The 23,583-nt window shown below is 49.1% G+C and carries 19 protein-coding genes, 1 tRNA gene and 1 pseudogene; 10 read left to right on the forward strand and 11 right to left on the reverse strand.

The genetic code is table 11. The annotated features are described in order from the left end of the window. From B5F38_RS13260 to B5F38_RS13275, 4 genes are all read right to left on the reverse strand, one after another. A partial coding sequence (locus B5F38_RS13260; RefSeq protein ID WP_143240985.1) for a crosslink repair DNA glycosylase YcaQ family protein occupies positions 1-248 on the reverse strand: 248 nt, incomplete at its 3' end. A gap of 302 nt (positions 249-550) precedes the next feature. Continuing rightward, positions 551-623: transfer RNA gene (locus B5F38_RS13265), tRNA-Thr, on the reverse strand. A 250-nt stretch (positions 624-873) separates the two neighbouring features. Next, the gene (locus B5F38_RS13270; protein WP_087409613.1) at positions 874-2,304 is read right to left on the reverse strand and encodes a DUF4270 domain-containing protein; all 1,431 of its coding nucleotides are present in this window, start codon (positions 2,302-2,304) and stop codon (positions 874-876) included. 19 nt (positions 2,305-2,323) lie between these two features. Next, positions 2,324-3,139 carry a glycogen/starch synthase gene (locus B5F38_RS13275; RefSeq protein WP_087409614.1) on the reverse strand — a complete coding sequence of 272 codons (816 nt, stop codon included), beginning with the start codon at positions 3,137-3,139 and terminating at the stop codon, positions 2,324-2,326. 219 nt (positions 3,140-3,358) lie between these two features. Between B5F38_RS13275 and panC the strand changes: the two genes are divergently transcribed. From panC to B5F38_RS13290, 3 genes are read left to right on the forward strand one after another with little or no spacing between them, the layout of a single operon-like run. After that, entirely contained in the window at positions 3,359-4,213 is an 855-nt protein-coding gene (gene panC / locus B5F38_RS13280; protein ID WP_087409615.1) for a pantoate--beta-alanine ligase, read from the forward strand. 12 nt (positions 4,214-4,225) lie between these two features. Beyond that, complete coding sequence (gene panD / locus B5F38_RS13285) at positions 4,226-4,576, forward strand: aspartate 1-decarboxylase (protein WP_025279494.1); 351 nt, start codon at positions 4,226-4,228, stop codon at positions 4,574-4,576. 19 nt (positions 4,577-4,595) lie between these two features. Continuing rightward, positions 4,596-5,996, forward strand: a complete 1,401-nt coding sequence (locus B5F38_RS13290) for an MATE family efflux transporter (protein ID WP_241147869.1) — start codon at positions 4,596-4,598, stop codon at positions 5,994-5,996. A gap of 21 nt (positions 5,997-6,017) precedes the next feature. Here the strand turns inward: B5F38_RS13290 and B5F38_RS13295 are convergent, their stop codons facing one another. Together B5F38_RS13295 and B5F38_RS13300 are read right to left on the reverse strand one after the other, a co-directional pair. After that, positions 6,018-7,100: a type I restriction endonuclease gene (locus B5F38_RS13295; protein ID WP_087409616.1), complete on the reverse strand. Its 1,083-nt coding sequence runs from the start codon at positions 7,098-7,100 to the stop codon at positions 6,018-6,020. A gap of 11 nt (positions 7,101-7,111) precedes the next feature. Beyond that, a complete protein-coding gene (locus tag B5F38_RS13300) occupies positions 7,112-7,795 on the reverse strand; it encodes a hypothetical protein (RefSeq protein ID WP_143240986.1) in 684 nt (227 codons plus the stop codon). 285 nt (positions 7,796-8,080) lie between these two features. On the opposite strand from B5F38_RS13300, the gene ffh reads away from it, so the two are divergent. From ffh to B5F38_RS13315, 3 genes are all read left to right on the forward strand, one after another. Then, complete coding sequence (gene ffh, locus B5F38_RS13305) at positions 8,081-9,403, forward strand: signal recognition particle protein (RefSeq protein WP_087409618.1); 1,323 nt, start codon at positions 8,081-8,083, stop codon at positions 9,401-9,403. 115 nt (positions 9,404-9,518) lie between these two features. Beyond that, positions 9,519-10,400: a bifunctional methylenetetrahydrofolate dehydrogenase/methenyltetrahydrofolate cyclohydrolase FolD gene (gene folD, locus B5F38_RS13310; RefSeq protein ID WP_087409636.1), complete on the forward strand. Its 882-nt coding sequence runs from the start codon at positions 9,519-9,521 to the stop codon at positions 10,398-10,400. Positions 10,401-10,412: 12 nt separating this feature from the next. Further along, a complete protein-coding gene (locus B5F38_RS13315; protein ID WP_087409619.1) occupies positions 10,413-11,495 on the forward strand; it encodes a CapA family protein in 1,083 nt (360 codons plus the stop codon). Positions 11,496-11,656: 161 nt separating this feature from the next. Here the strand turns inward: B5F38_RS13315 and miaA are convergent, their stop codons facing one another. Further along, positions 11,657-12,556 carry a tRNA (adenosine(37)-N6)-dimethylallyltransferase MiaA gene (gene miaA / locus B5F38_RS13320; RefSeq protein WP_087409620.1) on the reverse strand — a complete coding sequence of 300 codons (900 nt, stop codon included), beginning with the start codon at positions 12,554-12,556 and terminating at the stop codon, positions 11,657-11,659. Between the two features lie 87 nt (positions 12,557-12,643). Further along, positions 12,644-13,864 (reverse strand): peptidase T, encoded by a 1,221-nt coding sequence (gene pepT / locus B5F38_RS13325; RefSeq protein WP_087409621.1) that lies wholly within the window; start codon positions 13,862-13,864, stop codon positions 12,644-12,646. Between the two features lie 120 nt (positions 13,865-13,984). On the opposite strand from pepT, the gene B5F38_RS13330 reads away from it, so the two are divergent. From B5F38_RS13330 to B5F38_RS13345, 4 genes are all read left to right on the forward strand, one after another. Beyond that, on the forward strand, positions 13,985-14,839 hold the full coding sequence (locus B5F38_RS13330; RefSeq protein WP_087409622.1) for a DNA/RNA non-specific endonuclease: 855 nt from the start codon (positions 13,985-13,987) through the stop codon (positions 14,837-14,839). 8 nt (positions 14,840-14,847) lie between these two features. Next, the gene (gene mnmE, locus B5F38_RS13335; RefSeq protein ID WP_162611684.1) at positions 14,848-16,254 is read left to right on the forward strand and encodes a tRNA uridine-5-carboxymethylaminomethyl(34) synthesis GTPase MnmE; all 1,407 of its coding nucleotides are present in this window, start codon (positions 14,848-14,850) and stop codon (positions 16,252-16,254) included. Between the two features lie 249 nt (positions 16,255-16,503). Then, positions 16,504-17,403 carry a helix-turn-helix domain-containing protein gene (locus B5F38_RS13340; protein WP_087409624.1) on the forward strand — a complete coding sequence of 300 codons (900 nt, stop codon included), beginning with the start codon at positions 16,504-16,506 and terminating at the stop codon, positions 17,401-17,403. A gap of 92 nt (positions 17,404-17,495) precedes the next feature. Then, complete coding sequence (locus B5F38_RS13345) at positions 17,496-18,491, forward strand: site-specific integrase (RefSeq protein WP_087409625.1); 996 nt, start codon at positions 17,496-17,498, stop codon at positions 18,489-18,491. Positions 18,492-19,114: 623 nt separating this feature from the next. Here B5F38_RS13345 and B5F38_RS13350 read toward each other — a convergent pair. The 3 genes and pseudogenes from B5F38_RS13350 to B5F38_RS13360 form a co-directional block, all read right to left on the reverse strand. Beyond that, a pseudogene (locus B5F38_RS13350) lies at positions 19,115-20,221 on the reverse strand (IS256 family transposase); the annotation flags it as partial. Between the two features lie 189 nt (positions 20,222-20,410). Further along, positions 20,411-21,778 (reverse strand): BACON domain-containing carbohydrate-binding protein, encoded by a 1,368-nt coding sequence (locus tag B5F38_RS13355; RefSeq protein ID WP_087409626.1) that lies wholly within the window; start codon positions 21,776-21,778, stop codon positions 20,411-20,413. 8 nt (positions 21,779-21,786) lie between these two features. Then, positions 21,787-23,580, reverse strand: a complete 1,794-nt coding sequence (locus tag B5F38_RS13360) for a serine/threonine-protein kinase (RefSeq protein WP_087409627.1) — start codon at positions 23,578-23,580, stop codon at positions 21,787-21,789. Positions 23,581-23,583: the final 3 nt, after the last annotated feature.

The raw sequence follows: 23,583 nt of genomic DNA on the forward strand, positions 1-23,583 counted from the left end.
CCCAAATCCTCGGCCGCCACCAGTTGCCAGGTACACCGAAACAGGTGAGTGCGCACAATCCGGCCCGCATCATACGCCTCCCGAAAAGCACGCATCGAAGGCTCGCGCAGCCTCATGCCCACCGCCCAGCGCATCATCTTATACTCCTGCGCCTGCACCATACCCATCCACGCAACCAAGTCGTGTACATCGGTAAATCGGGAACTTACCAATTGCTGGTTAAGAAGTCGTATATGCGAAATATCCATAGCACTCTATTGTTCTGTAAAGATAGATGAAATATAGGCGACTCGACTGATCTTTGTTGAAAAAAACTCGGCCTATGACTGAAAGCGAAGAGAAAGAGGTACCGGATGTGTAAAAAGAGATTTGACCGAGTATCGGTAGATAACCGTAAAGCGGCCTGGCCGATAAAGTCACAGAGGGGCAGCAAGCCCGGCGAACAGCCTTTCCCGAATCTCGCAGGCGATTCCCGGCCAATCGACCCGGCCGGACCTGAAGGGTAAGAGGCATAAAAAAAGAGGTTCAAGAAACTTGAACCTCTTTGCTGAGCCACGACCGGGACTCGAACCCGGGACCTTTTCGTTACGAATGAAATGCTCTACCGACTGAGCTATTGTGGCGATTGCGGTGCAAAGGTAATACTTTTGAGAATACCGACAAACTCTTTGGCCTATTTTTTTCGCTGCAACCACATATTTTTTTTCGCCCGACTCGCCCGACGGTTTCCGAATCGGCTGGTCCACCCTCTCATCGAAGAGAGCTAATCGGCTTACTCTACGCTACTTACACAGCCAATACCCCTTGCGGAAAACAAAGAGGCGGAACAAACTGCATCGCCCCGCCTCCTGTTGTGCGTATATCATCGACCGGCTATTTGGTTTTCTGCCGGCTGTAAGTCAACTGCAATCGGATATGGTCCATGTCGATTTCGGCCAGAGCCGGAGCCGAGATGTAGGGAACTATGTCGGTCACCACCTCTTGCTCGTTGTACGAGTAGTAGTAATAGCTGCTACCCGACGATACGGTCTCGCTGTATACCGATACGGGTACGAGCACAATCTCCTCGTCGGCATCGGTAATTTCGGTACCCTGGCGCTTCTTCTCGATGACATCGTTCAGGAAGGTACGCAGCCCGGTAAAGCTATACTTGCGGGTATCGCTGTTGTATTCGGCATAGAACGAGCGTACGTTGTCGGCCAGCTCTTTCTTCTCGAAGAAGCTCTGGAGCTCGCTCTTCCGCACGAAGAGCAGGAATTGCGGCGGCTCGAGCTTGTAACTGCTCTTGGGCAGCTCTTTCAACGGGACTTCCAAAATGAGCGAATTGATGAGTCCCTGTATGGTAGAACCGCCAGCCCCTACCGACTCTTCGAACGAGCGGACAATCTCGCGTGTGGGGAAGTGCAGCAGCACATTCAAGCCCGCCGGAGCTTGCAAATAGACCCGACCGGCATCTATATTGCTCTGCAATGTGGGGTCTATCTCTAACCGAATATGATTGCCTGTGCTAATTTCGGGCGTTACGGCCATAAGGGTTTGGGTCGAAGCGTAGGTAGAGTCTTTATCGTTAATGACCGTGGTTTTGGTGTAGTGCAGGTTCATTACCGAGTTCTGCACATTCACCACACAACCGCTGCCGTACGAGGTCTTCACATAAAAACCGGGGAAATATTGGGTAAAGCGGCTGGGCGAAGAGAAGACAAGCGGATCGGTTTTGTACTTCTCGAAGAGCTGCTCGGCCATGGCATCGGGCAACTTCACCCGTATGGTCTTGTAGCCCAACTTAACCAGAGAATCGGGTAATCCCAGAAACGAAGCGTTGTAACTCTTCAAAGCGATGGGAGCGCTCTGTGCATTGTAATATTCGGCCGGATCGACACTGCTGTATACCGGCGATTTGAGCTGTTTCTCGAGCGGGTAGACACTCAACTGCATGGGGGCCAGCGAGTCGCCCGTAAACGACTCGGTGTTGTAGCTCAGATAGAGCACCAGCGAATCGAGACGGTCGACACCTACCGTATCGAAGGTAGAGGCCGACATAAACTGCGTGAGGAAATCGGTCTCCAACTTTCCGTAGCCGGGTATCGAAATACGCCCAATCAACTGGGTAATCGTGCGCCCCACCACGCTATCGTTGGGTATAGACTTGGCTGTTACCATCTTTTGGAAAGAGGAATCCACCACGATTTCGAGATCCGTATCGACTATCGACGAGCCTATCAGGCTGTTTTCGTCGCCACAGGAAGAGATGCCGATGCCTAAAGCAAAGACAAGAGCAACCGGCAAAAATCTAAAAACTTTCATTTCTATTTAGTAACTGACGTTATTCGTTCCCTACAATTTTACTGTAAAAGTCGTTATAGGCATCAATATAATTTTCGGGGTCCTGATATCCCAAGAAGGGGATATTCAGTTGCTGAACGTAATCGGTAACTTGAGAGTCGATGTGCTGGCTGGCCTGAATGACACCATCGCAATACTGCACGGCCAGCTTGTTGAGCATAACCGGGTCTACCGAATCGCCTACGGCGAAGGGGAGATCGCTATCCTGAATACCCTCGAGTTTCAATTTTTCGGCAAATCGAGGATCGAACGGAACTTTAAAATCATTGTCGTACAACGAGTAAATCACCTTGGCATCACGGAACGAGGGATCCTCGGCATAACTCTTCTTGATGTACAACGGAGCCAAGGCCGTAATCCAACCGTGACAGTGGATAATGTCGGGGGTCCACCGCAACTTCTTCACCGTCTCCATCACACCACGCACAAAGAAGATGCTGCGCTCGTCGTTATCGGGGCGCATGGCCTCTTCGGCCACCCCGTCGGCACTACGCTGAAAATAGTCGTCGTTGTCGATAAAATAGACCTGCATACGAGCCGATTGAATAGAAGCTACCTTGATGATAAGGGGGTGATCAGTGTCGTCGATGATCAAGTTCATACCCGACAACCGAATGACCTCGTGCAACTGATTACGACGCTCGTTAATAGACCCGTACTTAGGCATAAACGTACGAATCTCGTGCCCTCTATCCTGAATACCTTGCGGCAAATGGCGACATACATGGGCAATCTCCGATTCCGGCAAATAAGGAGTGATCTCCTGGGCAATAAATAGAACTTTGGCTTCTTTCATTCTACCTCTTTAAACTCGATTAGTTTTGCAAAGATAATAAAAAAAACGGCGGGAACCACGAAATATTAGAAGTATTAACAACAAAAAATCGTCAGACTTCCCATATTTTCCCCTCAACCCAAAATATTTAAGGCCACAATCCATAAAAAAGCTCTCTTTGATTTCGTCAATTGGGTTTTATTTGCTTCTTTTGCACGATTTTTTAACCAAAGTTCAATTATGAAAGTATTCACAACAATCGCCGAATTGCGCCAACAGCTCGATTCGGACAGGAATGCCGGTAAAACGATAGGACTTGTACCGACAATGGGCGCCTTGCACAACGGACATTTGCAACTGGTAAAGACCAGCGTCGCCAACAACGACGTGACGGTGGTGAGTATATTTGTCAACCCTACCCAATTCAACGATAAAAACGATTTGCGGCTCTACCCCCGCACGCTCGACAAGGATTGTCAGCTGCTCGAGTCGGTAGGCTGCACCTATGCCTTCGCCCCCTCGGTCGAGGAGATGTACCCGACCGAAGATACCCGTGTATTCAACCTGGGCCCCGTGGCCGAGGTGATGGAGGGTAAATATCGTCCGGGACACTTCAACGGCGTGGCCCAAATCGTGAGCAAACTTTTTGACATCGTGCGCCCCGACAATGCCTATTTCGGAGAAAAAGACTTCCAGCAGATTGCCGTCATCCGAGCCATGGCTGCCCAGTTGGGATACACCTTCAACATCGTGGCCGTGCCCATCGTGCGCGAGGCCGACGGCCTGGCTCTGAGCAGCCGCAACACCCGGCTCACCGAGTCGCAGCGAAGAAATGCCCCCAAAATAGCCGAGACTTTATTTAAAAGTCGTACCTTTGCAGCCGATCATTCGGTGAAAGAGACTATCGATGAAGTGGTCGCCACCCTCAACGCTATCCCCGAGATGCGCGTAGAATACTACGAGATTGTCGACGGAAACACGTTGCAACCCGTTGCCGACTGGAACGACTCGGACTATATCGTGGGTTGCATTACTGTATACAACGGAGAGGTGAGACTGATCGACAACATCGCTTATCGACGTCCCGAAAAATAACACATCAGAACCATGCTTATAGAGGTTGTAAAATCAAAAATTCACAGAGTAACCGTTACTCAAGCCGATTTGAATTACATCGGTAGCATCACGATCGACGAGGATTTGATGGACGCGGCAAACATCATTGCCAACGAAAAGGTCTCTATCGTCAACAACAACAACGGCGAACGATTCGAGACCTACGTCATCAAGGGCGAACGGGGTTCGGGCGTCGTATGCCTCAACGGAGCCGCCGCCCGCAAGGTACAACCCGGCGACATCGTCATCATCATGGCCTATGCCCTGATGACACCCGAAGAGGCTCGTGAGTTCACGCCGGCCGTCGTATTCCCCGACACCGCTACCAACAAACTGATATAACCGAATAACCTGCTTGCGAATGCCTGCCCGATTCGTCGAGTGGGCATTTTCGCTATATAACCCGACCAATACCCAACCTAACGACCTGCCTTATCGTATGTACAGCCGCAAAGATATCTGGAGCATCGCACTCCCCATCTTAGTCAGTCTATTTGTTCAAAACCTCATCAACATCACCGACACCGCCTTCATGGGCCGCGTGGGACAGGTCGAGCTGGGAGCCTCGGCTCTGGCCGGTGTGCTCTATCTGGCCTTCTACATGGTCACCTTCGGCTTCAGCACCGGGGCCCAGATACTCATGGCCCGGCGCAACGGCGAGGCGAAATATCAGGCACTGGGCCCCATCATGGGACAGGGCACCCTCTTTCTGGTCTTCTTCTCGATACTGCTCGTGGGGGCCTCGCTGGTGTGGACACCGCGACTGCTCGACCTGCTCATCTCATCGCCCGCCGTATGCAAGGCCGGCGAAGATTACATGGAGTACCGAATCTTCGGGCTGATATTCACCTCGATAGGAGTCATGTTCCGCGCCTTCTTCGTGGCCATCACCCGCACCCGCGTGCTCATGGTCAACGCCATCATCATGACCGTGGCCAACGTCGTGTTCAACTACATCTTTGTGTTCGGTAACTTCGGGGCTCCCCAGATGGGCATCGCCGGTGCCGCCCTGGGTTCGGTCCTGGCCGAAGCCTCGGCAGCGCTGCACTTCGTACTCTACACCTTCTTCTGCATCGACCGGGAGAAATACCAGCTCTCGCGGTTCGGATTCCAAGGCTTCGCACTCATCCGCGAGATACTCAACGTGTCGGTATGGAGCATGATTCTCTACTTCCTCACCATCGGCACCTGGTTTCTCTTCTTCGTAGCCGTGGAGCATCTGGGAGAACTGCCGCTGGCCATCTCGAACATCATACGCAGCACCTCTACCCTGCTCTTCATGCCTGTCAATGCCTTCGGGGCTACCGCCTGCACCCTCGTGAGCAACGCCATGGGGGCCCACCGGGCCGACGACGTGATGCCTATCGTGCGACGCATCATCAAGATGTGCTACACCATTGTGCTGCCGCTCATTATCCTGCTGTGCCTTTTCCCTCAATGGATTCTGCTCATCTACACCAACGACAGCGCACTCATTGCCAACTGCACGGCTTCGGTCTATGTCATGTCGGCCTACTATCTGCTGGCTCTGCCGGGTAACCTTCTGTTCCAGTCGGTATCGGGCACGGGCGACACCCGAATGGCCTTTCTCATCGAGATGGTCACTATCGTCTTCTACACCCTGGCCATCTATGTAATCATCGTGCAGCAACGCGTGGATATCTCGCTCTGCTGGACCGTCGAGTATATCTATTGGGGTTTCAAACTGATGCTTTCGGCTCTCTTCTTCAAGAAGGCTAACTGGAGAAACAAGAAGATATAAAGAGTTGACAGTTCTGGAATATTATTTATCTGAGTTAAATGGAATAACATTATATCCTTGTTCATTCGCAAACTGAATAACCGGAGCAATATTAGAAATTCCCCATTGAGTACAGACAACAAATATCACACCATCGAGACTTTGCAAGCGATCTTCTTCTGCCATAAAATAACGCGGTTCATTCGCTTTTGAAAGTCGCTCAATCGTCCCAAAGGAGTCTTGTCGAAGTGGATTCAATATTCCAACATATTCATGATATGTTTTAGGATTATTCTTCACGAATAGGCGTACAACTTCCAATACAAATCTATTTTTCGGTAACGGTTTTCCTCCTAAGATACTGTAACGAGTCCTATCTCTATTCTTCCTATCACCCGTACTTACACCAAGAATTTTAGGAGTCACCTCTATACTTTGATTTCTGACAGAAGGACTCACATTCAAAGTAATCTGTTCAAGGACAGCATCAGCCCACTCCAATGAATATCCACTGTGCGTATATTTTTCTTTCAATAATTCTTTAAAAATCGAGCCCTTTTCATCAGATAAAATTTTTTGAACCTCTGCTTGAATTTGATTTTGCTCATCTAAGCGAGCCTTCTGTTTTTTACAAAATTCTACCAAATGCTGCAGTCTAAAGTTATCTCGAGAAAAGAGTTCTACAAATTGAGATCCAATAGGGTTATCCTCTACTATTTCTATCGAGCAAACACATTCAGGATATTGCTGTGTAGATACATCGTCATAATATATGCGTATATCATCCCCCACATAAATACCAATAGGAACTTGATGTTTCAGCAATCTCATATACGAAAATAATTGCTTCTCATCTTCCGGTTGCAAGACATGGCCAGGGCGCTTTATTTCTATTACAAATTGCTCTATCCCATCTTGTAAAGCGACAACATCTGCATATTTTTTCTCATGCCCAACTTGTATCACATTTTGAGTCGAGATTTCTTTTTTTGATTTTTTCCAACCAAGAAGTCTCATGCAATTAACAAATGCCTCCTCATACTCTTTCTCCAAAGCATTGTTAAATATACAACTCTTCAATTCATAACATATTTCATTCCAAGTATCATTCATATTCTCTTTCAAAATTTTTATTTCTACAAATCGTCGATGGCCGACTTTCGCACAGCCTGGCTATTCTCCTTATCCTGATAGACCAGTTGCGCAAAGCAGTAGAGCCCCTCTCGCTGTTCTATACTGAGAGTGATGTCACCCTCGTCCGTTGAAAACCGGGTGACATACTTGCAACCGCCTCTACTAACCGAATGCATGAGGTAGGTCTCCTCGCCAGTATTCCCCAAATAATCGGTAAACCGCTCGACACACGACACGGGCCGGCCATACTTCTCGACCAGCATCTCCTTCAAAGTCTTGTAGTCGCCATACAGATTTTTCCACTGGTCCTGAATGGGGAAACAGACGGTTATCCGGGAGACCAGGTCTTGGTTGTCGAGCGTAGAGACATAGACCTCGCACTGCTTGAACCCGGCAAAGTCACCCTCGAGACGATGAATCTCGTCTTGTCGCCCCGAAGTCACCTCGAAGCCTTTGCTCTGCATGCGCGAGAGAAACTGCGCCAGAGACCCGTCGATAGGTACGCCTTTGAATTTCAAGTGTGTGCTTTGTTCCATAGCCACCGAGTCGGCCGTAGTATCGACCTCGACCGGCTCCAAAGCCCTATTCTTATTCTTATCGTCGGGTTCGCTCTTCCACACATCAGCAATCCGAAGACACAGCAATACCAACACGACAACAAGGAGAAATGTGAAGAATTTTTTCATAACACAATCGATTAAAATCAAAGTCTCGTCGGCCTACCCCACCCCGACTATCGGCAAGGCCCCCATCCAGAGGGTGCGGCAGGCTTGTAAATCATTGACAATAATAGCAAATTTTTTCTAATTTCCACCCCTATCATGCAAAATAATTGCGCGCCCCACGCGACTTTCGCAACGGGTCGGAGAGAAACGTATGTTATTCTTCGGTTTTTATTCGCATATTCCGCCGATTTTGAGTAATTTTGCACCGATTTATCCATCAGTGTAAAAATTTTTGTTTGAAAAACTATGTTCGAAAACCTGAGTGAAAGACTGGAACGGTCTTTTAAAATATTGAAAGGAGAAGGCAAAATCACCGAAATCAACGTGGCCGAGACGCTGAAAGATGTGCGCCGTGCGCTGCTCGATGCCGATGTCAACTACAAAGTGGCCAAGCAATTCACCGATACCGTAAAGGCGAAGGCGCTGGGACAGGATGTACTCACCGCCGTAAAGCCGGGGCAGTTGATGGTGAAGATCGTACACGACGAACTGGCTGCCCTGATGGGAGGCGAAACGGCCGACCTCAACCTGTCGCAAAATCCGTCGATTATCCTCATGTCGGGTTTGCAGGGTTCGGGTAAGACCACATTCTCGGGCAAGCTGGCCAAGATGCTGAAATCGAAAAAGGCCAAACGCCCCTTGCTTGTGGCTTGCGACGTGTACCGTCCCGCCGCTATCGAGCAGTTGAAGGTGCTGGGCGAGCAGATTGACGTACCGGTCTATACCGAGCCCGACAGCAAGGATGCCGTGAGCATCGCCGCCAATGCCGTGAAATATGCCAAAGAAAACCACTTCGACCTGGTCATCGTCGATACCGCCGGCCGGTTGGCCATCGACGAGCAAATGATGAACGAAATCGAGGCCATCAAGAAGAAGATAAACCCCACCGAAATTCTGTTCGTGGTCGATGCCATGACCGGTCAGGATGCCGTCAACACCGCCAAGGAGTTCAACGACCGCCTCGACTTCAACGGCGTGGTTCTGACCAAACTCGACGGCGATACCCGCGGTGGTGCCGCCCTCTCTATCCGCACGGTAGTCGACAAGCCCATCAAGTTTATCGGTACCGGCGAGAAGCTCGAAGCCATCGACTACTTCCACCCCGCCCGTATGGCCGACCGTATCCTGGGCATGGGCGATATCGTTTCGCTGGTTGAGCGGGCTCAGGAGCAATACGACGAAGAGGAGGCCAAACGGCTGCAAAAGAAGATTGCCAAGAACCAGTTCGACTTCAACGACTTCCTCAGCCAGATACAGCAAATCAAGAAGATGGGTAACCTCAAAGACCTGGCCTCGATGATTCCGGGTGTGGGCAAAGCCATCAAGGATATGGACATCGACGACAACGCCTTCAAGAGCATCGAAGCCATCATCTACTCAATGACCCCCAAAGAGCGCAGCAACCCCGAGCTGCTCAACGGCAGCCGCCGCCAGCGCATCGCCGCCGGTAGCGGCACCTCCATCCAGGAGGTGAACCGACTCATCAAGCAGTTTGACCAGACGCGCAAGATGATGCGAATGGTTACCCAGAACAAGGGCGCCATGATGAAAGGATTCAGACGGAAATAAGAAAACATACATTATCAACCATGAAACTGCCGGATATACTCTCACTACAACGACCGATTGCCCCCTAGGCAAATAGAGAGTGTGTCCGGCAGTTTTTATATAATCTCTAATGCTTATGCAACTAATCGACGGAAAAGCGGTGGCCGACCGCATCAAACAAGAAATTGCCCAGGAGGTTGCCGACATCTGCAATGCCGGCGGCAAACGCCCCCACCTGGCAGCCGTCCTGGTAGGACACGACGGCGGTAGTGAAACCTATGTAGCCCACAAGGTAAAAGCCTGCGAACAGTGTGGATTCAAATCGACACTCGTCCGCTACGAAAGCGACGTGACCGAAGAGGAGCTGCTGCGCAAGGTCGACGAACTGAACAACGACCCCGACATCGACGGTTTCATCGTGCAACTGCCTCTGCCCAAACACATCTCGGAACAGAAGGTAATCGAGGCCATCGACTACCGCAAGGATGTAGACGGCTTCCACCCCGTAAACGTGGGCCGCATGTCTATCGGCCTGCCCTGCTTCGTATCGGCTACCCCGGCCGGAATCATGGAGCTGCTGGCCCGCTACAACATCGAGACCAAGGGCAAACACTGCGTGGTGCTGGGCCGCAGCAACATCGTGGGTAAACCCGTGGCTACCCTGATGATGCAGAAGACCTACCCGGGCAACGCCACCGTAACCGTATGCCACAGCGCTACCCCCAACATCAAGGAGATATGCCGCACGGCCGACATCATCATCGCCGCCCTCGGCTCGCCCGAGTTTGTCACGGCCGATATGGTGAAAGAGGGTGCCGTTATCATCGACGTAGGTACCACCCGTGTTCCCGACGCCACGAAGATGTCGGGCTTCAAGCTCACCGGCGACGTGAAGTTCAGCGAGGTTGCTCCCCTCTGCTCCTACATCACCCCCGTACCCGGCGGCGTAGGGCCCATGACCATCGTATCGCTCATGCGCAACACCCTGCTGGCCGGCAAGAAAGCCATTTACCAATAAGACCTTCGGGCCATGACTGGGCTTGTCACCTTTTTAGCACCGCTTTTGTTAGGGCAAACTCCGGTAGTTCCCGCTACCGAAGTTTCCCTGCTTTTTGCGGGCGATGCCATGCAGCACCAGGCCCAGATTGCCTCGGCCCGCACCAGCGAGGGCTATGACTACTCGGGCTGTTTCGAGCTGATTGCCCCCGAGGTTTCAGCGGCCGATTATGCCGTGGTCAATCTCGAAGCCCCCACGGGAGGCGCTCCCTACACGGGCTACCCCTGCTTCTCGGCCCCCGACGAGTTTCCCGCCGCCCTGCAACAGGCGGGTTTCGACCTCTTCCTCACCGCCAACAACCACTGCCTCGACCGCCAGTCGCGTGGAGCCCGGCGCACGCTGCAACGGCTCGACTCCCTCGGCGTCGACCACATAGGCACCTACGAGTCCGACCGTTCGCTCGAGCGTTTCCACCCCTTTGTCACCAACATCAAGGGCATACGCATCGCCTTTCTCAACTACACCTACGGCACCAACGGCTTCACCCCCACCCCGCCCCTCATCGTCAACTACATAGACCGGGCACGCATCAAGCACGACATTCGCCGGGCCCGGGAGCTCCAGGCCGAACTGATTGTGGCCTGCCTGCACTGGGGCAACGAATACCAACTGCTGCCCAACGCCACACAAAAGGAGCTGGCCGACCTGCTGGTCGACGAGGGGGTGCAACTGGTCATCGGGGCCCACCCGCATGTGATTCAACCCATGGAGCTGCGCTGCGACAAGCAGGGCAATCCACAGGCGCTGGTCGTCTATTCGCTGGGCAACTTCATCTCCAACATGAAGACGCGCGACACCGTGGGCGGAGCCCTGGTAAAAGTGACCGTGGCCCGCGACCCGATAAACCGGGTGGTACTGAAGTCGGCCCAGTATACGCTGGTCTATACCCGCCGACCTGTCACAGCGGTCGACCCCTTCGTGGTCGTTCCGGCAGAACAGGAGGTGCAGGCTCACCCGCAACGCCCCCACCTGAAGGGTTTCCTGCAGAAGGCTCGCGAAATCTTCTCGCGCTACAATCGGGGTGTAAAGGAATATTTTATAAAGACACGCGACTAATTAAATACCAGGGCGGGAAGTGCACATTCGATGCCCATAGACCCCGCATCAAGTGCGGGGTGACAAACCGGTCATTCCACACTGCGACGCGGAATCCAGAAATATCCCGGACGGGATATATACACGTAAGGAAAGGTAAACAATCCCCCAAAAAATCTTATCTACTTACACCCGTCGATATACTCGATAATCGCCTCCTTGTCGTCGGGCGAGAACCAGTGCATGTCGGGGTCCTTCTTGTACCAGGTCACCTGCTTTTTGGAGTAGACCCGGGTATTGCGTTTAATCTTCTCGATGGCCTGGTCGAGGGTCATCGTTCCGTCGAAACAGGCAAACAGCTCCTTATACCCCACGGTATTGAGCGAATTGAGGTGACGGAGGGGATAGACCCGACGGGCCTCGTCGAGCAGGCCGTCGGCCATCATCTGTTCGGTGCGGCGGGCAATGCGGTCGAACAGCTCTTCGCGCGGGCGGATAAGTCCGATTTTCACGATACGGAAGGGGCGCTGCTTCACCTGCCGGGTGCGCAGGTCGCTATATCGGCCGCCCGTCTGGCGGCAAATCTCAATAGCATGAATCACCCGCTTGTGGTTCTTCAAGTCAACCTCGCCGTAGTAGACCGGGTCGCGCTCGCGCAACTCCTCGCACAGAGCCTCGAGCCCCACGCGGTGGTAGTGCTCCAGCACCTCGCGGCGCACCTCGTCGGTTATGGTAGGAATCTCGTCTATTCCCTTGCACACGGCATCGATATACATCATGGAGCCCCCGGTGAGCAGCACATAAGCGTGCTCTTGAAACAGCGTGTCGAGCAGGCGCAGCACCTCCTCCTCGTAGCACGAGGCGCTGTAATAGTCGGTCAAGGCCAGCTGCCCCACGAAATAGTGCTTGACCCGGGCCAGCTGTTCGGCCGTGGGGGCCGCCGTACCGATGGGAATGTCGCGGTAGAACTGCCGGCTGTCGGCCGAGATGATAGGCGCACCGTAGTGCTCGGCCAGCTGCAGGCTGAGTTCGGTCTTTCCCACCCCCGTGGGACCGGTAAGTACAAGGAGGGTTCCTGCCATAAGTGAAGGATTGATATAAAAAGACCGACGAAACAGCCGGGCCTACCACTGGTACCTCATGCTGCTTCGTCGGGATAAAACGGTTTGTTACTTCTCGGCTGCCATGCGGGCGATCTGTACAATCACCTCGGTGGCTTTCTCCATCGACTGGATGGGCACGAACTCGTAGCGTCCGTGGAAGTTGAGGCCGCCGGCGAAGATGTTGGGGCAAGGCAGACCCTTGAACGACAACTGGGCACCGTCGGTACCGCCGCGCACCGGTTTCACCATGGGCACCACATCGACGGCACGCATGGCATCGGAGACGAGGTCGACAATGTGCATCACCGGCTCTACCTTCTCGCGCATGTTGTAGTATTGGTCAGAGATTTCGATGCTGGCACAACCGGGGAACTCGTTGTTGATTTTGCGGGTGAGGTGCTCGAGCTCCTTCTTGCGGCGCTCGAAGCGGTCGCGGTCGTGGTCGCGAATGATATAGGTGAGCACCGTTTTCTCGACATTGCCCTCGAACGAAATGAGGTGATAGAAACCCTCGTAGCCTTCGGTATGCTCGGGCGTCTCCCAGCGGGGCAGCATGATGGCATACTGGTTGGCGATACGTATCGAGTTGATCATCTTGTGCTTGGCATAGCCCGGATGTACGTTGCGGCCCTTGAAGGTAACGCGGGCTACGGCGGCGTTGAAGTTCTCATACTCCAGCTCGCCAATCTCGCCACCGTCCATCGTGTAGGCCCATTCGGCACCGAAAGCCTTCACGTCGAACTTGTGAGCCCCCTTGCCAATCTCCTCGTCGGGGTTGAAGGCCACCCGTATCTTGCCGTGCTTGATTTCGGGGTGGGCCAACAGGTACTCCATGGCCGTTACAATCTCGGCCACACCGGCCTTGTCGTCGGCACCGAGCAGTGTCTTGCCATCGGTCACAATCAGGTCTTGCCCTACGTAGTGCAGCAGTTCGGGAAACTCCGACGGCTTCAGCACCACATCCTCCTCGGCACACAGCACAATATCGGCACCGCCGTAGTTCTTGACAATGCGGGGCGACACGTGGCGGCCCGACATATCGGGGCTCGTATCGAGGTGGGCGATAAAGCCGATTACCGGCACCTTCTTGTCGGTGTTGGCAGGCAACGTGGCCATCAGATAGCCGTTATCGTCGAGGGTCACCTCGGTAAGGCCTATCTGCTTCAGCTCTTCGGCCAAAGCCTGGGCAAAGACCATCTGCCCCGGCGTACTGGGAGTCATATTGGTAAGCTCGTCCGACTGGGTATCGAAACTTACATAGTGGAGAAAACGATCTACTAAATTCATCGTATATGTTTTTATTGGTTTTTCTTTCCGGTTCATGGTCCGATGGATTCGTCCAACAGACGAACAAAGGTAAAAATTTTTTTTCGTACATTTGCACTACCGCATTCAAAAGTAGAGCGTATGGCCAAAAAGAAAAAAAAGAGGAAAAAATCGTCGTCGAGCCAGAGGAGCAGCCTCAAATCGCTGCTACTGCTGCTACTCATTGCCGGCGGACTGTGGTACCTCATCCAGCACGCCGACTCGTCGTCGGTAATCTCGGAGGTCACCCGCTCAGACCGGGCCCACATCGAGAAGGCCGAACTGGCCTGCACCCCGGCCGGCCGCCCCTCGCAGATACTCTACCGCACGGGATATACCACCTCGTACAACCGGCAATGGAAGCTGCCCAACTGGGTGAGCTATGAACTGCTGCGCAACGAAACGCAGGGCGAGGTATCGCGCAGCGACCGATTTGTGAGCGACCCCGACGTGAAGGGTACCCCGGCCGACACCCGCGACTACACCCGCAGCGGATATGACCGGGGCCACATGGCGCCCGCCGGCGACATGAAGTGGAGCGAACAGGCCATGGACGAGTCGTTTCTGCTCTCGAACATCTGCCCCCAGGCCCCGGGCTTGAACCGCGGCCGCTGGAAAGAGCTGGAAGAGCTCGTGCGCGAATGGGCCCAGCGCGACAGTGCCCTGCTCGTGGCCTGCGGACCCATCGTGAGCGACTCGCCACGCACCATCGGGCACAACCGCATAGCCGTGCCCGACCGCTACTACAAGGTAGTAGCCGCCCCCTATGTCGACCCGCCGCGAGGCATCGCCTTCCTCTTCGACAACAGCGACGAACAGCCCCGCATGCGTGCCCTGGCCGTGACCATCGACAGCGTGGAAAAATTAACCGGGATAGATTTCTTCTACAATCTGCCCGACAGCATAGAAACCCCGATAGAAAGCAAGTTATGGATCGAAACATGGAACCTGAACTGAATACCCCCCTGCCCCAAGATACCATTTGTGCCGTCTCTACCGCTCCCGGCCGAGGCGGCATCGCCGTCGTTCGCGTGAGCGGCCCCGAGGCCGTCGCCATCACCGACCGCATATTCCATGCCCCCACCGGCAAACCGCTGGCCGAGGCCCGCCCCAATACCGCCCACTACGGCACCATCGCCGACGAGGCGGGCCACACCCTCGACGACGTCATCGCCACCCTCTTCGTCGCCCCCCACTCCTTCACCGGCGAAGATACCGTCGAAATCTCGTGCCACGGCTCCATCTACATACAACAGCAAATCGTGGCCCTGCTGCTGCGCCAGGGCTGCCGGCTGGCCACCCCCGGCGAGTTCACCCGCCGCGCCTTCACCAACGGCAAGCTCGACCTGTCGCAAGCCGAAGCCGTGGCCGACCTCATCGCCTCCACCTCGGCTGCCTCGCACCACCTGGCCATCCAGCAGATGCGTGGCGGGTTCAGCCGCGAGCTCGCCCGCTTGCGCGAGCAACTGCTCACCTTCGTATCGCTCGTCGAACTCGAACTCGACTTCAGCGAAGAGGAGGTAGAGTTTGCCGACCGCCAGAAACTCACCGACCTGGCCCGCGAAATCGAGCGCGTCATCAAGCGCCTCTCCGACTCGTTTAGCCTCGGCAACGCCATCAAAAACGGTGTCCCCACCGCCATCATCGGCGAGACCAACGCCGGCAAATCGACCCTGCTCAACCGCCTCGTCAAGGAAGACCGCGCCCTCGTCTCCGACATCCACGGCACCACCCGCGACGTCATCGAAGACACCGTCGTGCTGCAAGGCATCACCTTCCGCTTCATCGACACCGCCGGCATCCGCGAGACCCACGACACCATCGAGAGCATGGGCATCGAGCGCACCTTCCAGAAACTCGACCAGGCCACCATCGTCATCTGGCTCATCGACGCCACCCACGCCCCGCAAGAGATCGAGGAGCTCTCCCGGAAGATACTCCCTCGCTGCCGCGGCAAGCACCTCATCATCGCCTTCAACAAAGTCGACAAAATCGACGACACCACCCGGCAGCAACTCACCCGACTGTACGAGCGCCTCACCCACGAGATGACCGACACCGCAATGATATTTCTCTCGGCGTCGCACAACCAGAACATCGACGTCCTCGAGTCGATGCTGGTCGATACCGTCAACCTGCCCCAGGCCGGCGAAAACGACGTAATCGTCACCAACGCCCGCCACTACGAAGCCCTCATGCACGCCCACGATGCCATACTGCGCACCCTTGACGGCTTGCAAACCGGCCTCTCGGGCGACTTCCTTGCCCAAGACATCCGCGAATGCATGCACTACCTGGGCGAAATCACCGGCCAAATCTCGACCGACGAAATCCTCGGTACCATCTTCTCCAAATTCTGCATCGGTAAGTAAATACTTGATTATCAAATAGTTAAATCAATTACAATCGATTAGTATGGCGCTCTTTACGGGCGCCTTTTTTGTTGCTCAAGTATCGTTGATAATCGTTGCTAAGCCTTTTTACGCCATTTTTTGTACCTCCTGTGTACCTCACCACGAAAATCCGAGGATTATCGTTGGCAAGGTCGTGGAGAAATGAGACGCTGTGAGACACAGTGATACGCAGAGATACAGTTTTGGCGAAATAAAAAGATAAATGAAATGGCTAGTAACATCAACATTCAGAAAAAATGTGAGTGGTGTGGCAAATTATTTATTGCCCACAAAATCTCGACACGATGCTGTTCGCGTCGTTGTGCTAACCTTGCCTACAAAGAAAAAACAAGGCAAAAGCGTGTTAGCGAATTTCAAACAATGGTCAATCAGCAAATCGAAAAAGAAAATTGCATTGACAAGGATTTCTTCACCCCAAGCGAAGCTGCAAAGTATATCGGTATCAGCAGGGCTACCTTTTATAGGTATCTAGAAACTAACCTGATAAAATCGGTTCAGTTAAAGAGAAAAACTATTATCAGGAAACGAGACATCGAGGCTCTGTTTGATAATGCTTCTCCTTACAAAAAACATATATCAAGATCCAAGCAGAGCATCACCGACTTCTACACCACAGCTGAAGTCAAGGGAAAGTATGGCGTAAAGGATTCCTGGATATTTCATATAGCTAAAGAGCATAATATCCCCAGGACATTTAACCGTGGTAAAACCTATTGGAGCAAAAAGCATATTGATGACTACTTTGCAAAGAAAGCTCCCGATCCTGAGATTAAGGAATGGTACAGCACACAAGACATGCAAGAGAAGTTCGGCATGACGCTAACGGCCATCTATTCTTTTGTATCAAAGAATGCCATTCCCAAAAAGAAAGTCGGCATCATGGTGTACTACTCCAAGAAGCATGTGGATATTGCCAAAGGTCTCATAGCTCCCGAAGAGCCCAAATACTACACCATTGCCGAAGCGATGGAGCGATTCAATCTGACACGGGACCAACTCTACCATTATGTGAAATACCATAATATTCCCCGTATCAAAGTCGGTAAATATACCAAGATTCTGCGGGCAGAGCTGGACAAGTTCTTTGAGCCTCCAAAGATAGAATGAGCCGAAAGTTATTTTCTGGTGATAAATACCACCATCAGAACACTTATTTTATTTGCAACAAAAACAAGTATTAATCAAAAAACAATATAGCTATGACACTTACATGCACCAACGTGACTTTGAGACAAAAACCATTGCGTAACGACCGTATATCTCTTTATCTGGATTATTATCCGGCCATCCGCAATCCTTATACGATGAAGATGAGTCGCCGGGAATTCCTCGGCATCTATATCTATGCCAAGCCCAAGAACGAGCAGCAAAGAATGTTCAATCAGGATATGCTGAACAAGGCAGAGGCAATTCGCTGTATTCGTGTCCAGTCGCTTATCAATGAAGAATTCGGGTTTCTGGACAAGAACAAGCAAAAGGTAGATTTCCTTGCCTACTTCCGGACAAAGGCACGGGAAAAGTATGAGAAATGGGATTGTGTTTACAATCACTTTGAGAAATTTGTCGGCGGTAAATGTACCTTTGGCGATATCACCGTAGAACTGTGCGAGAAGTTCAGGGATTACTTGCTCAAATGCAAACAGATCAATCATCCCAATGCCTATATCTCACGCAATTCGGCAGCCGGTTATTATTCGACGTTCCGTGCCTTATTGAAAATAGCCTATAAAGAAAAGATGTTGCGCGAGAACTTGAACGACTTTCTGGAAAAGATTGAATGGAAAGAGGTCAAGAAAGAGTATCTGACACTTGATGAAGTCAAGAAACTGGCCGCTACTCCGTGTAAGATTCCAGTCTTAAAACAGGCCTCCCTGTTTGCCTGCATGACAGGCCTCCGTATCAGTGATATTCTGAAGTTGGACTGGCGTGACTTTGAAGTCGGTCCGGATCAAGGCTACTATATTCGTATCTGTACTGAAAAGACAGAAACCGAGGCCACCCTCCCCATCAGTCAGGAGGCACTGGAGTTGTGTGGCGAATGGGGCACCGGAAAAGTCTTCAAAGGCTTAACCCGCTCCATGACCCATCATCCCTTGAAACAGTGGATTGCCGAAGCTGGAATCAGAAAGCACATAACCTTCCACTGCTTTAGGCATTGCCTTTTTCCTTATTTATTGAAAATGAAAGGCTTATAAGAATATTCTTTTTAAGGGATAACGATTTAGAAACGAGTAAACTTCTTCAAGTTGCCAGATTTTTCATAAATGAAAGAACGGTTATCTTAATTTTCAAAGATATAAAAATTCTCTATCATAACAAAATAATATGATAAGAAAGATTCGGTGGATAATATTCGAACTATACAAGTACTATATATTTACCTTCTTATATATGCTAATGATAAGCTCCATTTTGTACATACTTCAATCTATCTGTTTTAATCTATTTGCATTTTATGCTATTAACTATAGTGTAGCATTAATTTATGGGAGAGTTTAAAGAAAAAGTCCTTTGCTCAAAACACATACAACTTAGGAGGGTGTCAAAACTAAAATGACTACTCCCCAAAGTTACAGATTGTAGCTATAATACTAAAAAGGGACGTATCATAACTCGATACAGAGCTTCTGGTAGTGTAAAATAAACTGTGTCACGCATTATTTCCTATTAGAAAACTCATCGGTCGGGGAACGGCCAGCGCCAAGGGGCGGGACCACCCGTCCCGACGAGCGTAAAATTACAATAATTTAAACCGGTCTCCAAACTTTATGGCGAGTTGTTGTGAGATTGTAGCTCAATTAGCCAATGGCATGGTTCACTTTTTCCGTATGTTGCGGTATGCAAGATAAACCAGTTTTTCAAGGGCCGTATCCGACGGGAACACACCCTTATTTTTTGTTACCTTACGGATCTGGCGGTGATATCCTTCAACGGTATTTGTAGTATATATAAGCTTACGGATAGCCGGAGTGTACTGGAAGTATTCGGAGAGTTTATCCCAGTTGTCCTGCCATGACCTGATGACGATAGGATACTGTTCTCCCCATTTCTCTTCCAACTTGAGGAGTTCATTTTCTGCGGATTCTTTATTTACAGCCTGATAGACACATTTCAAATCCTTCAGAAACTCCTTTTGATTTTTGGAGCCAACATACTTGATGGAATTACGTATCTGATATACGACACAAAGCTGTACGGCTGTATTGGGATAAACACTTTGGATTGCTTCAGGGAAACCTTTCAAGCCGTCTATACAGGCAATAAGAATATCTTCAACTCCACGGTTTTGGAGGTCTGTCAGAACACTGAGCCAGAAGTTTGTTCCTTCATTTCTTGATATATACATTCCGAGCAGCTCCTTATGTCCTTCTCTGTCGATACCCAACACATTATAGATTGCACGTGTAACAACACAGCCACGTTCATCCGTTACTTTGTAATGGATGGCATCCATCCAGACTATAGGATAGACAGAATCAAGTATGCGTGATTTCCATGCCTTTATTTCCGGAAGTACACGGTCTGTAATGGCGCTGATTTTATCAGCCAAGACACGGTTACCAAGATTCTCTTCCATCCAGTCACTGATTTCGCGTGTGCTGTTACCAAGAGCATACAGGCCGATTATACGGTCTGCAACACCCTCTGCCAGAATTGTCTCACGCTTCTTGATGAACTGTGGATCAAAACTTGAATTACGGTCACTGGGAGTGGAAACGGTTACCTCGCCCAATGGAGTCTGGACCTGTTTCTGCATTTTCCCGTTACGACGGTTACCCGTCTGACGTTCTTCTTCTGTAAGATGTGCATCCATTTCACCTTCCAAAGCTGCATTCAGGATACTTTCTAATAAAGGAGCAAAAGCGCCGTCTTTACCTAACAAGGGCTTGCCCGCTTTTAACTGTTCAATAGCCTTGTTCCTGATACTTTCAAAATCAAATTCTTATTTCATAAAAAACTGTGTTAGCAAAGTTAATATTTTATTTTACTCTTTGCTGACACAGTTTAATTTACATCCTCGAGCTTCTTGATACAACCCATTCTTTAGTCTTTTAGGATGTTCAAATTATTAATTAAAAAAGATGAGTTTTGACACTACATTTGTATAATGAATTTAATACAAAACGAACTGAGTATTAGCTTTTCTAACTAATAGATTCCCATTTAAATCCTGAATCTCAACATCAAAAGAACAATAATTAGAGCGATTCGCAGCTGCATATAGCCATTGATATGGGACAAATATCCACCAATCACTCCAAGTACTGCTTTCATAAGTAGCCCTGCTCGTTGCAGAAGATGAAATATGACCTCCGAACATATTAATTAGTCTTGTTGTATTATCATTTAAATAAAAGAAGACACAATATTTGACAGTCTTTCCAAGCATACCATTAACCGTTAGATTTATATGAATCCTCATTCCTTTGCTCATTCCGTTAAAGATATTGTGTTCTACCCATAAATTGTTTATAACAGCAGATGGACCTTTTTTGCCACTTTGGGTTATATCTATTCTGACTTCCTTGTTACCTGCTTTTATTTTCATATAATCAGAACGCTCACTTCTACTAGTATTAGCTTCACACCTCAAAGTGAATGAACTTGAAGACTTATTCTGTACCGAACACCAACTAGGAATTCCCCATGTTGTCCATTCATTTGCATCAGTGCTGACATAAAAGGTTTCAGTTCCTCCATATTCAGAAAAACTTGTTGATACAGATGTCTTATTATCTACTGTAAGCTTGGTTGCCTCATTTTCTCTTTTATAAAGTGTGACATTTGTTGTATAAAGGCGATTACCGTTGTACCATAATTCATATTTGTAGGTACCTGGAATATACGTACCACCATTTTTATTACCCCAGCCACTCATGCTTATCCATGTCGTATTTGGATGTATGGTGAAACTGTTAGAGTAGGTGTAACCTGAAGGTGAACTATCCCCAGTCATTAATGTTCCATTGGGAGTATACATTTTACAATAAAATGTGATGTATTTCGAAGAAGAAGCCAAACTGGAAATATAAAACTTTGGTCTCAAATATTTGATATCAGAGGCATAAAGCGTACTACCATACTCATTTATAATATCACCTTCATTATTAACATTCGCAAATACTACTCTGTTAATATTAATATAACCTTTTGAAGCATTTTTATTTTCCCTATCACGTTCTTCTTGTTCTCGTTGTCTACTATTTTCTGCCTCCCTTTGTCTTTCAATCTCATTTTCTCGATTGCGACGCTCCTCTTCCTGTTGTTTTTTTCTACATTGAGCAATCCTTTGATCCAAATCATTATTATCGGGTTTATCAGGACACGACTTTGCAGCCGTAAATGCTTTTATTGCATTCTCATATTGACCTTTATTATAATATGATATACCCCTGTTTCGTGTTTCATTATAACACGAAGTTTGGCCATACATCACAATAGACAACATGGATAATATTATTAAACCAATAATTTTTTTCATACCTAAATTTATATGACTTGCACAGTCGTTGTGTATATTGCTTTCTTATTATACCAAATCTCAACAGTATATGTACCTTTTTCATAATTAGGGGTGTCATTCCCCCATCCACCAAGCCCTATATTATTACTTCCAGGAGAAACCCAAATGCTTTCTTTATATGAATATCCTGCTGGGGAGGTTGCCCCTTTCTTTACGCTTCCATCTGGGTTGATGATTTTTATATACAAATCTTTATACTCTGATTCTTGCAAAAGTCCCTTATAATATAATTTAGGGCACAAATAAAGAAGCTTTTTTGAGTAAAGTGTCGCACCATAATCATCTATAATTTTAGAATCTTTGGTTGTATTTGCGAATTTGCAATCCGTGATATACATATACGCTGTGTTTTTTTTTACATTTTCAAATTCTTGTGTTATGGACTCATCATTCCACAATGACAAAGCTAGTTGATAAAACTCGATAGCCTTTTGGTAGTCTCCAAGATTCTCAATCTGCATTCTCGCAGCTTCAGCCCAAGCATTAGCAACCTCAGAAAGTTTAGAATCCAATGGTTCTTTTAATTGTGCAGCTTTATTATAGAACTCTGGTTGTATTGAGGCATATTCTTTTTCTAATCCAACAATTTCCGAATAAGATTGTTTTGCATTGAGGAGTGCTTGAGTATTATTCCCATCTCCTTGTTTTGTATACTTAGAACATTGACTGACCAAATTTGTATATGTTTCATTATGCGATTTCGCCTCTTTCAATTCTGCACTTTCATGGAAAAACCCAAAATATATTATTAAACAAGCCGCGATTGTCACAATAGAATACCAAAGTGTGTTGATAGACTTTCGTTTTGGTTTAGACTCCGGTTTGGATACTTCCTTTTTTACCGTACCATTGACCGATGACGTTGAGGAGCCTTGTCTTTGTGTAGCTCTTGGGTCATATATTGAATCAACAGGGTGTCTTTTTAGTTGATCATCGTAATACGTAACCTTTTTAGCAGCAATTTGTTCTATCTCATGAGCCTTTACACGTTTCCACGGCTCTTTCTCAAGACAACGATGCATGATATCGTTCAAATCTTCTGACCATCCTCCTTCTAAGTCTGGCATTTCTGCACCGTTCTTAAGCATAATTCCTCCCATACCTGAAAAAGGAAGTTCTCCTTCTGCCAATTCATAGATAGAAGCCCCCAATGACCATATATCACTTGCAAGTATTGGGGTTGGTTGTTTTGAGAATCGCTCAGGACCCATATAGGCTGTTGCACCAGCTTCTACGGCTCTCTTGGATTGAGATCTCAAGGTATTCCTAACTTTCTTACTAATTCCAAAGTCTGTAATCATGAAAGTACCATCAGAATCAATTAAGACATTGTCAGGTTTAATATCTTGATGTACAATTGGATCTGGTTCTAAATTATGAAGATACGCCAAACCAGAGGACACATCCCGAATAAAAGCCCATATTAACCTTTCATTTTCCATGGAGGGTTTTAATTTCCCAACCAAGTTGGCAACAGAACCTTTAGCACAATACTTCATTGTTAGATATGGTCTACTTTGCCACACATCATATTGCTCTGTTACTAACAAATTTTTATGTATCAGCCCTGAAGCAATCTTATATTCTTCTAAAAATTCATCACAGCCCTGTCTATTCAAGGATATGTAAATTTTGATAGCTACATCTGTTTTATTTTGGCTATCTGATGCACGCCACACCTCGCCAAAAGTACCACTACCTTTATACTCTTCTAAAGTAAATCGGTTGTTTATTATAATACCTTTCCTCGTTTCTTCCATGCT

This window comes from Barnesiella sp. An22 (genome assembly GCF_002159975.1).
GTDB classification, from domain to species: Bacteria; Bacteroidota; Bacteroidia; order Bacteroidales; family Barnesiellaceae; genus Barnesiella; species Barnesiella merdigallinarum.

What these genes read in the sequence shown, in the direction of transcription:
- B5F38_RS13270 (WP_087409613.1), bottom strand. Translation starts at nt 2,304, where the DNA reads ATGAAAGTTTTTAGATTTTTGCCGGTTGCTCTTGTCTTTGCTTTAGGC.
- B5F38_RS13275 (WP_087409614.1), bottom strand. Translation starts at nt 3,139, where the DNA reads ATGAAAGAAGCCAAAGTTCTATTTATTGCCCAGGAGATCACTCCTTAT.
- panC (WP_087409615.1), top strand. Translation starts at nt 3,359, where the DNA reads ATGAAAGTATTCACAACAATCGCCGAATTGCGCCAACAGCTCGATTCG.
- panD (WP_025279494.1), top strand. Translation starts at nt 4,226, where the DNA reads ATGCTTATAGAGGTTGTAAAATCAAAAATTCACAGAGTAACCGTTACT.
- B5F38_RS13290 (WP_241147869.1), top strand. Translation starts at nt 4,596, where the DNA reads ATGCCTGCCCGATTCGTCGAGTGGGCATTTTCGCTATATAACCCGACC.
- B5F38_RS13300 (WP_143240986.1), bottom strand. Translation starts at nt 7,795, where the DNA reads ATGAAAAAATTCTTCACATTTCTCCTTGTTGTCGTGTTGGTATTGCTG.
- ffh (WP_087409618.1), top strand. Translation starts at nt 8,081, where the DNA reads ATGTTCGAAAACCTGAGTGAAAGACTGGAACGGTCTTTTAAAATATTG.
- folD (WP_087409636.1), top strand. Translation starts at nt 9,519, where the DNA reads ATGCAACTAATCGACGGAAAAGCGGTGGCCGACCGCATCAAACAAGAA.
- B5F38_RS13315 (WP_087409619.1), top strand. Translation starts at nt 10,413, where the DNA reads ATGACTGGGCTTGTCACCTTTTTAGCACCGCTTTTGTTAGGGCAAACT.
- miaA (WP_087409620.1), bottom strand. Translation starts at nt 12,556, where the DNA reads ATGGCAGGAACCCTCCTTGTACTTACCGGTCCCACGGGGGTGGGAAAG.
- pepT (WP_087409621.1), bottom strand. Translation starts at nt 13,864, where the DNA reads ATGAATTTAGTAGATCGTTTTCTCCACTATGTAAGTTTCGATACCCAG.
- B5F38_RS13330 (WP_087409622.1), top strand. Translation starts at nt 13,985, where the DNA reads ATGGCCAAAAAGAAAAAAAAGAGGAAAAAATCGTCGTCGAGCCAGAGG.
- B5F38_RS13340 (WP_087409624.1), top strand. Translation starts at nt 16,504, where the DNA reads ATGGCTAGTAACATCAACATTCAGAAAAAATGTGAGTGGTGTGGCAAA.
- B5F38_RS13345 (WP_087409625.1), top strand. Translation starts at nt 17,496, where the DNA reads ATGACACTTACATGCACCAACGTGACTTTGAGACAAAAACCATTGCGT.
- B5F38_RS13355 (WP_087409626.1), bottom strand. Translation starts at nt 21,778, where the DNA reads ATGAAAAAAATTATTGGTTTAATAATATTATCCATGTTGTCTATTGTG.
- B5F38_RS13360 (WP_087409627.1), bottom strand. Translation starts at nt 23,580, where the DNA reads ATGGAAGAAACGAGGAAAGGTATTATAATAAACAACCGATTTACTTTA.